Source organism: Enterobacter sp. DSM 30060 (assembly GCF_013375955.1).
Classification (GTDB): domain Bacteria; phylum Pseudomonadota; class Gammaproteobacteria; order Enterobacterales; family Enterobacteriaceae; genus Enterobacter; species Enterobacter intestinihominis.
Genome location: NZ_CP056118.1, coordinates 4,218,684 through 4,232,359, shown reverse-complemented (window position 1 = coordinate 4,232,359; position 13,676 = coordinate 4,218,684). Strand labels below are relative to the sequence as shown.

Annotated in this window: 15 protein-coding genes and 1 pseudogene; 8 read left to right on the top strand and 8 right to left on the bottom strand. The window is 52.6% G+C overall.

Going from position 1 to position 13,676, the window contains the following annotated elements; genetic code table 11:
- Positions 1–41: 41 nt before the first annotated feature.
- Both HWQ15_RS23340 and HWQ15_RS20195 read left to right on the top strand, forming a co-directional pair.
- The gene (locus tag HWQ15_RS23340; RefSeq protein WP_223230154.1) at positions 42–263 is read left to right on the top strand and encodes a hypothetical protein; all 222 of its coding nucleotides are present in this window, start codon (positions 42–44) and stop codon (positions 261–263) included.
- Positions 263–496 carry a hypothetical protein gene (locus HWQ15_RS20195; protein WP_369806292.1) on the top strand — a complete coding sequence of 78 codons (234 nt, stop codon included), beginning with the start codon at positions 263–265 and terminating at the stop codon, positions 494–496. Before HWQ15_RS23340 ends, HWQ15_RS20195 begins: the two co-directional genes overlap by 1 nt.
- Positions 497–589: 93 nt before the next feature.
- On the opposite strand, the gene HWQ15_RS20190 is transcribed toward HWQ15_RS20195, so the two are convergent.
- Both HWQ15_RS20190 and HWQ15_RS23335 read right to left on the bottom strand, forming a co-directional pair.
- Positions 590–1,261, bottom strand: coding sequence for an SOS response-associated peptidase (locus tag HWQ15_RS20190; RefSeq protein WP_033487830.1), 672 nt, complete (start codon positions 1,259–1,261; stop codon positions 590–592).
- 323 nt (positions 1,262–1,584) lie between these two features.
- Positions 1,585–1,770 (bottom strand): annotated as a pseudogene (locus HWQ15_RS23335) (tyrosine-type recombinase/integrase); the annotation flags it as partial.
- 81 nt (positions 1,771–1,851) lie between these two features.
- Between HWQ15_RS23335 and HWQ15_RS23330 the strand changes: the two are divergent.
- From HWQ15_RS23330 to HWQ15_RS20180, 3 genes are all read left to right on the top strand, one after another.
- Positions 1,852–1,983, top strand: a complete 132-nt coding sequence (locus tag HWQ15_RS23330) for a hypothetical protein (RefSeq protein WP_255248590.1) — start codon at positions 1,852–1,854, stop codon at positions 1,981–1,983.
- A 204-nt stretch (positions 1,984–2,187) separates the two neighbouring features.
- The gene (locus HWQ15_RS20185; RefSeq protein WP_022648260.1) at positions 2,188–2,385 is read left to right on the top strand and encodes a hypothetical protein; all 198 of its coding nucleotides are present in this window, start codon (positions 2,188–2,190) and stop codon (positions 2,383–2,385) included.
- Positions 2,386–2,388: 3 nt separating this feature from the next.
- On the top strand, positions 2,389–2,811 hold the full coding sequence (locus tag HWQ15_RS20180) for a GFA family protein (protein WP_063148948.1): 423 nt from the start codon (positions 2,389–2,391) through the stop codon (positions 2,809–2,811).
- Between the two features lie 33 nt (positions 2,812–2,844).
- Here HWQ15_RS20180 and ompC read toward each other — a convergent pair whose 3' ends face one another.
- Positions 2,845–3,972 (bottom strand): porin OmpC, encoded by a 1,128-nt coding sequence (gene ompC / locus HWQ15_RS20175; protein ID WP_022648258.1) that lies wholly within the window; start codon positions 3,970–3,972, stop codon positions 2,845–2,847.
- 386 nt (positions 3,973–4,358) lie between these two features.
- A complete protein-coding gene (gene nifJ, locus HWQ15_RS20170; protein WP_176587410.1) occupies positions 4,359–7,883 on the bottom strand; it encodes a pyruvate:ferredoxin (flavodoxin) oxidoreductase in 3,525 nt (1,174 codons plus the stop codon).
- Between the two features lie 270 nt (positions 7,884–8,153).
- Here nifJ and HWQ15_RS20165 point away from each other — a divergent pair, with 270 nt between their 5' ends.
- Positions 8,154–8,420, top strand: a complete 267-nt coding sequence (locus tag HWQ15_RS20165) for a DUF333 domain-containing protein (protein ID WP_003856935.1) — start codon at positions 8,154–8,156, stop codon at positions 8,418–8,420.
- Between the two features lies 1 nt (position 8,421).
- Here HWQ15_RS20165 and hslJ read toward each other — a convergent pair whose 3' ends face one another.
- From hslJ to HWQ15_RS20145, 4 genes are all read right to left on the bottom strand, one after another.
- The gene (gene hslJ / locus HWQ15_RS20160) at positions 8,422–8,859 is read right to left on the bottom strand and encodes a heat shock protein HslJ (protein WP_023300211.1); all 438 of its coding nucleotides are present in this window, start codon (positions 8,857–8,859) and stop codon (positions 8,422–8,424) included.
- A gap of 124 nt (positions 8,860–8,983) precedes the next feature.
- Positions 8,984–9,112, bottom strand: coding sequence for a DUF2474 domain-containing protein (locus HWQ15_RS20155; RefSeq protein WP_017693358.1), 129 nt, complete (start codon positions 9,110–9,112; stop codon positions 8,984–8,986).
- Entirely contained in the window at positions 9,112–10,122 is a 1,011-nt protein-coding gene (gene cydB / locus HWQ15_RS20150) for a cytochrome d ubiquinol oxidase subunit II (RefSeq protein WP_063148946.1), read from the bottom strand. Before cydB ends, HWQ15_RS20155 begins: the two co-directional genes overlap by 1 nt.
- A 5-nt stretch (positions 10,123–10,127) precedes the next feature.
- On the bottom strand, positions 10,128–11,522 hold the full coding sequence (locus HWQ15_RS20145; RefSeq protein WP_063148945.1) for a cytochrome ubiquinol oxidase subunit I: 1,395 nt from the start codon (positions 11,520–11,522) through the stop codon (positions 10,128–10,130).
- Between the two features lie 393 nt (positions 11,523–11,915).
- Between HWQ15_RS20145 and HWQ15_RS20140 the strand changes: the two genes are divergently transcribed.
- Entirely contained in the window at positions 11,916–12,104 is a 189-nt protein-coding gene (locus HWQ15_RS20140) for a hypothetical protein (RefSeq protein ID WP_017693360.1), read from the top strand.
- Between the two features lie 82 nt (positions 12,105–12,186).
- Positions 12,187–13,611, top strand: a complete 1,425-nt coding sequence (locus HWQ15_RS20135) for a PLP-dependent aminotransferase family protein (protein WP_063148944.1) — start codon at positions 12,187–12,189, stop codon at positions 13,609–13,611.
- Positions 13,612–13,676 lie beyond the last annotated feature (65 nt).

Below are 13,676 nucleotides of genomic sequence, written 5' to 3'. Positions count from 1 at the left end.
CACAGTGCTTTTTTGAGGTCATGATGTCACGCATATAAGACATAAAAATTGCTTTCGTTGCGTCTATACAGCTTAACCCTAAGGGTTATCGTTACCTGAGAACTGACGACTTCATTGAAAAGTTGCGGGAGTTCAGCTGGCATTTCACTAGGGCCGATGCAAATTCATGGATAGAGCGCAACCAGCTAGGCTTCGCTAACAAGACGACAGACGGCAGTGACAATCGTTACTGGATCTTACGCAATATGGGGAGGGTTCACTGATGGGATTTGCATCACCCGCTTCCGATTACGTCGAGCGCCAGCCCACTCCCGAAGTATTGTGCAACATGGGTGCCGATAGTCGTGTACTCGAAACTGATTTGGGGTTTGCGATTATCGAACCTGTAGTGAACAAGACACCCGGAGATGTGTTGTTAATACTTAGCGATGGCCACACACAATTTGCCAAGCTAATGGGCAGGGCGCTCATAACTGATGATGGAGAGGCGATATAAGGAGCAGCGCTGGAGCAGATTGAAGTGCTGGGCCGGATGACGTTCTTCTTCAATCATGCAATAGACGATGGGCTACAGATATGAATACGCAGCTCACGAAATCGGCTCGATTAGTTCCGGCCCCTGATTCTTCACATTCCCCACTGCACGAGTAACGGCATGCCATATAAACTTGTCGGCTGGAACCGTGCCGTCAGCGACAATCTCTTCTGCTTCTTTTCCCCCGACGTTCTGGCGCATCCATTCGCGTGCCGCTTCAGGTGACAGAACAAGAGGCCGGCGGTCGTGAATATCGACCAGACCTTTATCAGCTGCAGACGTTACAATCAGAAAGCCTTGTGCATCATCGCCGCGCTCGAATGGCGTATTGCCAATCGCCGCCATGAAAATGGGCTGGCCATCTTCCCGGTGAATGAAGTAGGGCTGTTTCTTGTCGCCTTCCTTCTTCCATTCGAACCATCCGTCGGCGAAGCATATCGCCCGGCCATGTTGCCAGAGAGGTTTGAACATGCGGCTTGTGGCCGCAGTCTCGACGCGAGCATTAATCAGTGGCGGCTTATCCCACCACCCGGGCGCATAGCCCCAGAACACTGGATCGAGATGCACCTGCTCGTCGCGTTCGTTCAGCAGCAGAACTTTGGTACCGGGCGCAACGTTGTAGCGTCCAATAGGTTCCGGGTCATAGGCAATGTCACGATCGGCTTCGTCGGCCAGGTAAGCTTGATATTGTTCACGGGTTTGTGCTTGTGCAAAACGTCCACACATAGAAACCTCCAGTCACTCAGACTGAAAGTATAGGGCAGGGAGAAAATGAGGTACGCACTGAGTAAAGTTAGGGGCAAATTTAGGGGCAAAAATGCGGAATAGGGGCAAAAAAAGGGCACTGAAAATGTAGGTCTGGGTAGCTTTAGGGAGAAGTTATTATGCTATAACTAATTGAATAAGTTGAGAAAATAAATGATATCAATGAGTTGGAAAAATCAGCGTAGCTTATTCAGGTTGTACTGTTCTTTCTTGTTAATCTCTTGATTTTGTAGCATCTATTCGTTACTCAGATCTCAAATGGGGCACAGGGTGAGAAAACGATTTCAAAGCGTCAGCTTCGTGTTCATCTCTTCTATCCATGTAGCATAGATTTCATACACCATCTGCGCATTTACGTGCCCCATCTGGTTAGCGATAAAAGACGGGTTTGCGGCTACCGGTAAAAACCAGCATGCGAAAGTGTGTCGTGTATGGTACGGATTGCAGCGCCGAATGCCAGCACGATTTACAAATGAGCCCCTCAAAGAAGTTTGGTTAAGACTAACGGGTTGTCTACACTTACAGCTTACGCAGTAAAAACGGAGGTGAAAATGTCTGACCGTCCCGTTAATGGTGACCATCCTGATTATAATCCCAGCCCGGATAACCCGGAAAAGGATGGAAGAAAACCGAAAGATGATCCTGGCTCAGCGCCTGAATCAGGCGATAAAGATCCAGAGTAATGACCAGCCGCCTCTACGAAGGCGGTTTTAACACCCATTACGGCCTCGCTATGCGCAACGCTATTCACGATATTCCGATACCCGCTCAGAACCCCCTGTTTTGCCGGACGAGAAGGTGAGATAAAGCACCGATCTCATCCCCGCGTTCCAGCACGTTTTACAGTTCTCCTGCTACGCTTTTGAGGGGGACAAGGGAGCGCTTCTATGAAAAATAAAGACGAACAGACAGGATTAGTTGGGCTGGCGATTGGTGCCGCCGTTATCGGGCTGGTTTCAGCGCAGAAGATCATCAACCGTGAAAGTATTGTCGATGAGCTGGTGAGGCTCGGCAGGCAGAAGGGGGATGGTGTCGAAGATGAGGTCTTTTTAAAAGCGGCTGAGTTAGTGAGAAAAGGGGTATAAGCGATGGCTGAAATTCGTCATGCACAGTGTCATTGTGGGGCGGTGAAATTCACTGTTGAGCTGACGGACGGCCTGAATACCGCACGGCGATGTAGCTGCTCGTTTTGCAGGATGCGCGGGGCAGTAGTGGTTTCCGCGCCGTTGACGGGTATTAAGGTGACGCAGGGCGCGGACACGCTCACAGAGTACCGTTTCAACACCGGCACGGCGCGCCATTTCTTCTGCTCGGTTTGCGGTATTTATACGTTCCATCAACGACGTTCCAATACCAATGAATATGGTGTGAATGTCGCCTGTCTGGAGAATGTTACGCCATTCGACTTCCCGGAAGTGGCGGTAATGGATGGAGTAAATCACCCAATGGATGGCGACAGCGGGGTAATTGGCTATCTCTCTTTTCGTAAAGAGCAGGCGAAACAGAGATAAAATTAGCCCGCAGATCGCTGCGGGCTAACGGGATTAGAACTGGTAAACCAGACCTAACGCTACGATGTCATCCGTACCGATGCCATTGTTTTTGTAGAATGAATCATCTTCATCCAGCAGGTTGATTTTATAATCAACATAGGTGGACATGTTTTTGTTGAAATAGTAGGTAGCACCGACGTCAGCGTATTTCACCAGGTCTTTATCGTCCTGACCATTGCCCAGATCTTTACCTTTGGACTGTAAATAGGAAACAGCCGGACGAAGGCCGAAGTCAAACTGATATTGTGCGGTCACTTCAAAGTTCTGGGTTTTATTTGCAACCGCATCTGCATTGTCGCCGTACGGCGTCATATTACGGGTTTCGGAATACATTGCAGCCAGGTAAATGTTGTTGGCATCGTATTTGAGGCCTGCGGTCCATGCATCCGCAGTATCACCGCCCGCAGTAGTGTAATTTACCTGATCGTTAGTACGGTCAGATGAAGCATATGCCGCGCCTGCGCTGAAGCCCATGCCGAAATCGTAGGTTGCGGAGATACCGTAACCGTCACCATTTTCATGACGTGTATCACGACCGTTGTTGGTCCCTTCATTGGTAGAGCAGAAATTCTCATCGCAGTTATTACCTTCATTATTACCCTGATACTGCACCGCGAAGTTCAGACCCTGCACCAGACCAAAGAAGTCGGTGTTACGGTAGGTCGCCACGCCGTTTGCACGACCGGTCATAAAGTTATCGGCATAAGTATAAGAGTCGCCACCAAATTCTGGCAGCATATCGGTCCAGCCTTCTACGTCGTACAGGACGCCATAGTTACGGCCATAATCGAAGGATCCGTAGTCGCCCACCTTCACACCCGCGAAGGCCAGACGCGTCCAGGACTGATTGTCAGAGCCTTCGGTGTTGTTAGCCTGAATGTTGTATTCCCACTGCGCGTAACCGGTCATCATGTCGTTGATTTGGGTTTCACCTTTGAAACCCAGACGCATATAGGTTTGGTCGCCATCTTTTGACGCATCGTCAGAGAAATAATGCAGACCATCTACTTTGCCATACAGATCCAGTTTATTGCCGTCTTTATTATAAATTTCAGCTGCGTGAGCGGCTCCAGCCATTAACAAAGCGGGGATCATCAGTGCCAGTACTTTTCTTTGCATTTTGATTATTCCTTTGCAGTTATTTTTTATTGCTTAGTGAACTTTCCGGGCTGGAAAGCTGTCCCATGCTAAATCACACTGAGGGCTGATGAATAAAATATAATTGTTACGGGTTGAGTAAAATCTAAAGCAAATGATGCGTTTGAAATAACAATTGATGCCGTGAATTAATCGTTATAATCGATACAAAATAAAAATTATTAATTAAGTGGTAAAGCAGGTATTCTCCATGGCGTTATATGCCTTTAAGATTTTTTCATCCATAATTCACGTGAATATTGTTCAGAACATTGAGGCAATTTTCACCGAACTTCTGGATTAGCCCGGTGCACGTGCATCGGGCTTTTTTATGGCAAAAAAATGCCCGGACAAGCCGGGCATAACGGTTATTCGCTGGGTGATTTTTCCGCTTTCCCCGCCAGCTGAGCAAGGAAATCATAACGCTTCTGAAGATCCGCTGCCGCGTCCCTCCATAGCTGCTCTGCTACTTCTGGTTGTTGGGCGTTCAGCCTGCGGAAACGCTGCTCCTGAAGTAAGGTTTCGGCAAGGGCTTCTGAAGGCGGACGTGAATCCAACGCCAGCGGTAATTTTCCTTCATCGGCACGGCGCGGGTCAAAGCGGTACAGCGGCCAGAAGCCGGTTGCGGTAAGCTGACGCATCTGGTCGTGGCTAAGCGCCAGATCGTAGCCATGCTCCTCACACGGGCTATAGGCGATGATCAGCGACGGTCCAGGATACGCTTCCGCTTCCTGAATGGCTTTCACCGTCTGGTTAAGCTGCGCGCCCAGCGAAATCTGCGCGACGTAGACGTGTCCATACATCATCATGCTGACGCCCAAATCTTTACGCGCCTTTCGTTTGCCATGCTCACCAAATTTCGTGACCGCACCCAGTGGCGTTGCTTTCGAGGCCTGTCCGCCGGTGTTGGAATAACACTGAGTATCAAGCACCAGAATGTTAACGTTTTCGGTGAGGCTCAGGACGTGATCAAGACCACCGAAACCAATATCGTAGGCCCACCCGTCGCCACCGATCAGCCAGATAGATTTTTCAACCAGCGCGTCAGCATCGGTCAGCAGTTGTTCAGCCCCTTCAACACCCTGAAGCGCGTGGCGCAGTTCAGCAACCTGTGCGCGACGAACGTCAGGCTTGGCCTCCGCATGCAGGGCGTCATTCAGCTCTGCCGGGATTTTATCGGCAAACTGTTCCAGCAGACGCATTACGCGGGCGCGGTGCTGATCGACCGTCAGGCGGAATCCCAGACCAAATTCTGCGTTATCCTCAAATAGCGAGTTTGCCCAAGCCGGGCCGCGGCCATACGCGTCGGTGGTATAAGGCGTAGACGGCAAGTTCCCCCCATAGATTGACGAGCAGCCCGTCGCGTTGGCAATCAGCATCCGGTCGCCGTAAAGCTGGGTAAGCAGTTTGATGTACGGCGTTTCACCGCATCCGGAACACGCCCCGGAGTACTCGAAGAGGGGGGTGATGAGCTGCGAGGTACGAATGTCAATGCGTTCCAGCTTGTTGCGATCGATTTCGGGCAGGTCGAGGAAGAAGTCATAATTCACTTTCTCTTCTTCAACATGTTCCAGACGCGACATCATATTAATGGCTTTGATTGAGGGATCCTGACGATCTTTCGCCGGGCACACCTCGACGCACAGGTTACAGCCGGTACAGTCCTCTGGTGCCACCTGAAGAACATATTTCTGGCCACGCATATCACGGGATTTTACATCCAGCGAGTGCAGACTTTCCGGTGCGTCCGCCATCGCTTCTGGCGACACCACTTTGGCGCGAATGGCCGAGTGCGGGCAGGCCGCCACGCAGTGGTTGCACTGGGTGCACAGCTCTTCTTTCCAGATAGGGATCGCTTCGGCAATGTTGCGTTTTTCCCAGCGGGTCGTGCCCATCGGCCAGGTGCCATCAGGCGGAAGCGCAGAGACGGGAAGAGTGTCGCCCAACCCGGCAAGCATCGCCGCCGTAACGGTTTTGACGAAATCCGGGGCAGCGTCAGACACCACTGGCGGCCGGTTCGGGCTGCTGGTATTGACTGGCTGCAATGGCACCTCGAACAGCGACTCGCGGGCCAGCGCCAGCGCCTGCCAGTTGCGCTCAACCAGCTCCTGACCTTTGCTGCTGTAGCTTTTGGCTATCGCCCCCTGTAGCTCCATCAGCGCGCTGTCGCCCGGCAGAATATTGGTCAGGTGGAAGAACGCCATCTGCATAACCGTATTGATGCGCGCCGCCAGGCCGCATTCGCGGGCGATCTTCGCGGCGTTAATGACATACAGGCGCGCCTGTTTTTGGTTAAGCACTGCCTGCACTTCCTGAGGCAGGCGTGCCCAGACCTCATCGGCGCTATACGGGGTGTTGATCAGGAAAATACCGCCGGGCTTCAGGCGCTCGGCCATCTGGTATTTATCGATAAACTGGAGCTGATGACAGCCAACAAAATCCGCCTGAGAAATCAGGTATGCCGAGCGGATCGGGTGTTCGCTGACGCGCAGGTGGGAAACGGTCAGTCCGCCCGCTTTTTTGGAGTCGTAGACGAAATATCCTTGCGCATACCACGGCGTAGAGTTGCCGATAATTTTAATGTTGTTCTTGGTCGCCGAGACGCTGCCGTCGCTGCCCAGACCGTAGAACAGCGCTTCCAGTTTCGCATTCGAGGGCAGGGTGTTTTCCGGCAAAGGGAGAGAAAGGTTAGTCACGTCATCATAAATGCCGACCGTAAAGCGCGGCTTCGGTTTTGCCTCGCGCAGTTCAGCAAATACGGCCAGGACGCACTCCGGCCCGAACTCTTTGGAAGACAAACCATAACGCCCGCCAATGACGCGCGGCAGCGTTTCGCGTTCACCGTGATTAAACGCCTCAGCCAGAGCGGTCATTACATCAAGGTAAAGGGGTTCAGCCTGCGCGCCAGGCTCTTTGGTGCGGTCAAGTACCGCCACGGCACGCGCGCTTTCCGGCAGGGCTGCGAGCAGATGTTTCGCAGAGAATGGACGGTAGAGGCGAACTTTGAGCACGCCAACTTTCTCTCCACGCGTCAATAGCTCATCAACCACCTCTTCACAGGTGCCGATGGCAGAGCCCATCAGGACGATCACGCGCTCGGCCTGCGGATGACCGTAATATTCAAACGGCTTATATTCGCGGCCCGTCGCAGCGGCAAAATCGTCCATCGCCTGTTCAACGTGCGCATACACCGCGTTGTACCACGGGTTCGTCGCCTCGCGGGACTGGAAATAGGTATCCGGGTTCGCAGAGGTACCCCGGATCACCGGATGTTCCGGATTGAGGGCGCGAGCGCGATGCGCATCGATGTCCGCCTGCGGCAGCAGATTCAGAATGGTGTCGTCCGGCAGTGGAACGATTTTATTGATCTCGTGGGACGTACGGAAACCATCGAAGAAATGAATAAATGGCACACGGCTTTTCAGCGTGGCGATATGCGAAATCAGCGCGAAATCCTGTGCTTCCTGCACGCTGCTGGCGCAGAGCATAGCGCAGCCGGTCTGACGCACGGCCATCACGTCTGAGTGGTCGCCAAAAATAGAGAGAGCGTGAGTGGCTACGGTGCGTGCGGCAACGTGCAACACAAACGGCGTTAATTGCCCTGCCAGCTTGTAAAGCGTGGGGATCATCAACAGCAGCCCCTGAGATGACGTGAACGAGGTCGACAGGGCACCGGTCTGCAACGCACCATGCACGGTGGCAATGGCACCGGCTTCGGACTGCATCTCTACAACCCGCGGGACATCGCCCCAGACGTTTTTTATCCCATTACCAGCCCAGGCGTCAGCCTGTTCAGCCATGGTGGAGCTGGGCGTGATGGGGTAGATGGCGATCACTTCGCTGGTACGAAACGCAACAGACGCGACTGCACCATTGCCGTCAATAGTTTGCATAGGACAACACCCTTACATTGCGCAAAAAGAGGGGCCTGTAAAACGACGACAGACCCTGAATATTATCTGTGTATTTTAGCAAAGCTCAGGTTTTACGATTTTCGCTTTTGTGTCCTTGGGATGCGCTGTATCAATGACTGGATGGCTATTCGCGTTAAAAAATTGCGAGAAATTGTTACCAGGGCGCATAAATACGCACATCCGCTCTCGACGATGCGGCGCGTGATGCCTATTATGCATAGGTTTCGCTTTATTTATGGGGAGGAAGGTATGCGTTCAGCATTTTGGGTCGGATGTGCCGCGTTACTGTTGTCGGCATGCAGCAATGAACCTGTACAGCAGGCGACAGCGGCACACGTTACGCCGGGTATGCGAGCGGCGATGTCCAGTTCAGGTCAGGCCAACTGCGCAATGATCGGCGGTTCACTCTCCGTTGCCCGTCAGCTTGACGGCTCCGCTATCGGCATGTGCGCGTTGCCAAACGGCAAACGCTGTAGTGAGCAGTCCCTTGCCGTAGGATCGTGCGGGAGTTACTGAGTTATTCAACTCGCTTAAACATTAAAGACTTATTGGCTGTCGCCAGCGTTAACTGGTCTTCGGTCAGGTCTACCTGAGCGCCTGTGCGTAGCATATCGGCGAGGGTCTGATCCAGTTCATTAAGCTGCGGCTCGGTGCAGAGTTTCCGCGTCATTGCCAGCGTTTTGACCGTCAACTCTCCTTCGGACAATTTTCCCTGGCCGTTGAAGCCGTTGCACATTGTGCCGGAGACGGCAATGTTGTTAATCAGGCTGATACTGGGCTGCGCGCTGAACCGAATTTCAGGCTGCGTTTTCAGGCCCTTAACCGCTTTGCCATCAACGTTTTCCAGCACGAAACGGTGATTCTCTAACTGATCGGTCTGAACGGAGGCTTTACCGGGATTAACGCATCCAGCCAGTGCGAGGCTGATTAAACTTACTGCCGCGAGCTTTTTCATTTTTCTTCTCAAACTATCAATGCTGTAAATATTTTTTCAGTGTAACCATACCCTCCAGGGTGTTAATGGGGTTTATCTGAAAGTGCGAGATAAGGACCGGGCGGCAACGCACCCGGTGAATAAATTAGTGCGATTTAAACCCGGCTGCGGCCATCAGCATTTTAAAGAGCATACTTACGCAGGCCAGTGCCAGGACGCTGCCGCCCCAGATGATGGCAAGCCACATCAAACGTTTCCATACAGGTTGTTGCATCAGTGATAACCCTCCCCATGCTGTACTTTTCCGCGAAAAACGTAATAACTCCAGAAGGTGTAGACCAGAATCACAGGAATGATCAACAGTGCGCCCACCAGCATGAAGCCCTGGCTTTGGGCTGGCGCAGCGGCCTGCCAGAGGGTAATGTCCGGCGGGATGATATGCGGCCAGATGCTGATCCCAAGCCCGCTAAAGCCAAGAAAAATCAGCCCTAACGTCATGATAAACGGCAGTGTATGGCTCGCAGGATCGTTCAGGCAGCGCCACTGGCACAGACTCAGGATCGCAACCAGCGCAGGAACGGGCAGCAGATAAAACAGATTTGGCAGCGTAAACCAGCGCGCAGCAATGGCTGCTTGGGCGAGAGGGGTCCATATACTGATTACCGCAATGAATACCAGAAGCAGGAGCAGAAGCACTTTCGATACCTGACGCATCCGCTGTTGCAGGGCATTTTCACTTTTCATTACCAGCCACGTTGATCCTAACAGCGCGTAAGCCACCACAAGACCCGCACCGCAGAAAAGATTGAACGCGGTAAACCAGTCAAACGGACCACCGCTGTAAGCGCGACCGGTGACGCTGAACCCGTGGATGACCGCGCCGACGGTGATGCCCTGGCTGAAGGCCGCCACAATTGACCCGCCAATAAAGGCCTTATCCCAGAACGGACGGTGCGCCGGAGTCGCTTTGAAGCGAAATTCGAAGGCGACGCCACGAAATATAAGCCCGATCAGCATTATTGTCAGTGGAATGGTTAGCGCGTCGATGATCACCGCATAGGCGAGAGGAAAGGCGCCAAACAGAGCCGCACCGCCAAGCACCAGCCAGGTTTCGTTGCCGTCCCAGACGGGAGCCACGCTGTTGACCATTACGTCGCGATCGTCCGCATTCGGTGTTACCGGAAACAGTATGCCAATCCCCAGATCAAAACCGTCCATCACGATATACATCAACGTGGCGAAAACGATAATCACGAACCAGATAATGGAAAGATCGATACCCATTACGGTTACTCCTTAAATTCAGTGGTGACGGCAGAAAGCGGACGAGCAGGGCGGCCATCGGATTCAGTCGCGAAGGATTCATAAGGCTGCGGCCCTTTTTTAATCAGACGCACCATATAGCTATAACCCACGCCGAACACCGCGGTATAAACCACGAAGAAGGCCAGCAAGCTGATGCTCATGTGCAGATCGCCATGTGCGGAAACCGCATCCTTCGTACGCTGTAGCCCATAGACGACCCAGGGCTGGCGGCCGACCTCCGTTGTTACCCATCCGGCGAGGATCGCGATCAGCCCGGACGGCCCCATCAGCAGGGTAAACCACAGGAAGGAACGTGAGGTGTAGAGGCGCTGTTTGTAACGCAGCCAGACCGCCACCATGCCCAGGAAGAGCATCAACATCCCTAAACCGGCCATGATGCGGAAAGACCAAAAGACAATGGTGGCGTTCGGGCGATCGTCTTTTGGGAACTCCTTCAATGCCGGAACCTGTTTATCGAAACTGTGGGTCAGGATAAGGCTGCCGAGAGCGGGAATTTCAAGGCTAAAACGGGTCCGTTCCTGCTCCATATCCGGCCAGCCAAACAGCAGCAACGGAGTAGGCTCACCCGGGGGATTCTCCCAGTGGCCTTCAATGGCGGCTATTTTCGCGGGCTGGTGTTTTAAGGTATTAAGCCCGTGCATATCACCCACCAGTGCCTGAACAGGGGCTACGATCAACGTCATCCACAACGCCATGGAGAGCATGGTGCGAATGGCAGGCGTGTTGTTTCCGCGCAGCAAATGCCAGGCCGCGGAGGCTCCGACAAACAGCGCGCTGCTGAGAAATGCCGCAATCGACATGTGCAGCAGGCGGTAAGGGAAGGAGGGGTTAAACACCACGGCAAACCAGTCCACCGGAACGACCTGACCGTTGATGATTTCATACCCTTGCGGTGTCTGCATCCAGCTGTTTGACGAGAGGATCCAGAACGTAGACATGAGGGTCCCCAGTGCGACCATGCAGGTCGAAAAGAAGTGCAGCCCCGGCCCGACCTTATTCCAGCCAAACAACATTACTCCGAGAAACCCCGCCTCAAGGAAGAACGCGGTAAGCACTTCATAGGTCAGCAGAGGGCCGGTAATGCTGCCCGCAAACTGCGAAAACCCGCTCCAGTTGGTGCCAAACTGATAAGCCATCACCAGGCCGGAGACCACGCCCATCCCAAAGTTGACGGCGAAGATCTTCGACCAGAAATGGTACAGCGAACGCCAGACGGGGTTTTTTGTTTTCAGCCACAGCCCTTCCAGCACGGCGAGATAGCTCGCCAGGCCAATGGTTATCGCCGGAAAAATAATATGAAAGGATACGGTAAAGGCGAACTGTATTCGCGCAAGATGAAACGCATCTGGACCAAACATGCACTGCCTCAATGTTAAACGGTGTGCTGTTATGATAAAGAGGGGGAAAATGAGATAGCAGAAGCAGAAATTGATAATTTATCTATAACAGTTGTGGGAAAATGTGAACTTTATCTGGCTGATATAGCTAACAAGGAAGAATAAAAAATTTCTTTTTATGATTTTTACGCATTAAACAGCTTGCTTTGTCGCCAGCAACATGCGTTAATGGATTTCTGGTTTTGAATCCAAATAAATATCTGACGTAGTTTTATAAAGCAGTTCTCATCACGTTGTGCCTCTCCGCAGCCTCTCTTGGGTCTTTATCTACATTCCGATTAGTTTTGTATCGAACCAACTTTTGCCTGATCGGCTCATGAGTAATTTACGTTTTTACGTTTACAGGAGAATCCTATGACTTCTTATATCCATTTCCGCTGCCCATGCTGTCATGGCTCGCAGTACCGCACCTCAGCTTTTGATGTGTCTGACAAAAATCCGTTCGGCGCAAAATGCATTTTCTGCAAATCGTCGATGATCACGCTCGACCACCTGGCCGCAGCGCGTTCTGCTCAGAATCACATTACTGAGTACCGCAAGTAATCTACCGCGTTTCCCATAACAGTTAGCAAATTCTTCTCTTTTTCTCCTGCTGATATACACTGTCAGCAATAAGGAGAATCTGATGAAAAAATACCAGCGTCTGGCGCAACAAATTATCTCGCAGATTGAGCTTGGCGTATGGTTGCCGGGCGATAAGCTGCCTTCTCTGCGAGAGCAGGTGGCAAGCAGCGGCATGAGTTTCATGACCGTGGGCCACGCGTATCAGATGCTGGAAAGTCAGGGGCGCATTGTTGCCAGACCGCAGTCAGGCTATTACGTTGCCGCCCGTCCGACCACACACCAGCCAGCACCGCCCGCGCAGGTGATGCGCGATGAAGTAGTTGACATCAACACCTATATCTTCGACGTGCTACAGGCCAGCCGCGACCCCTCCGTTGTCCCTTTTGCCTCGGCATTTCCCGATCCGCGCCTATTCCCGCTTCAGCAACTCAACCGCTCGCTGGCTAATGTCAGTAAAACGGCCACGGCCATGAGCGTGATTGAAAACCTGCCGCCGGGTAACGTCGACTTACGTCATGCCATTGCCCGTCGCTACGCTCAGCAGGGGATGAATATCTCCCCGGACGAAATTGTGATCACCGCGGGCGCGCTCGAAGCACTCAACCTTAGTTTGCAGGCTGTCACTGAACCAGGTGACTGGGTTATCGTTGAAAACCCCTGTTTTTATGGCGCACTCCAGGCACTTGAACGTCTGAAACTGAAAGCGCTGTCGGTTGCCACTGACGTGCGTGAGGGCATCGATCTCAGTGCCCTTGAGCAGGCGTTAAATGATTATCCGGTGAAAGCCTGCTGGCTGATGACCAACAGTCAGAACCCGCTCGGCTTCACGCTGAGTGCAGAGAAGAAATCTCAGCTGGTGGCCTTATTAACCCGGCATAACGTCACGCTGATTGAAGACGATGTTTACAGCGAACTCTACTTTGGCCGCGAAAAGCCGCTTCCGGCAAAGGCCTGGGATAAGCAGGATATGACGTTGCACTGCTCCTCATTCTCCAAGTGTCTGGTGGCCGGTTTCCGTATTGGCTGGGTGGCGGCGCGAAAACATGCGCGCCGTATTCAGCAGTTACAGCTGATGAGTACGTTATCCACCAGCTCCCCCATGCAGCTGGCGCTGGTGGATTACCTGGCGACCAAACGTTACGACGCCCACCTTCGTCGCCTGCGGCGCACGCTTGCTGAACGCAAACAGCAGGCCTGGCAATCGCTTTTGCGCCATATGCCTGCTGGCGTCAAAATCCATCATAACGACAGCGGCTACTTTTTATGGCTGGAACTGCCTGAAGAGCTGGATGCGGGGCAGTTGAGTGAAAAGGCATTAACTCATCAAATCAGCATTGCGCCCGGCAAAATGTTTTCCACGTCCAATATCTGGACACCGTTTTTCCGTTTCAATACCTCATGGGGATGGGGCGAGCGGGAGGAGCAGGCGGTCGTCCAGCTGGCGGCGTTAATTCGCGAAATGATGCTGCCCCCAGTCACACCTTGATGAAAATTCCTGAAGCGACATGACGCGCGGTCTACCTTTAGTAAGGGAGTGTGGATTGGTAACGT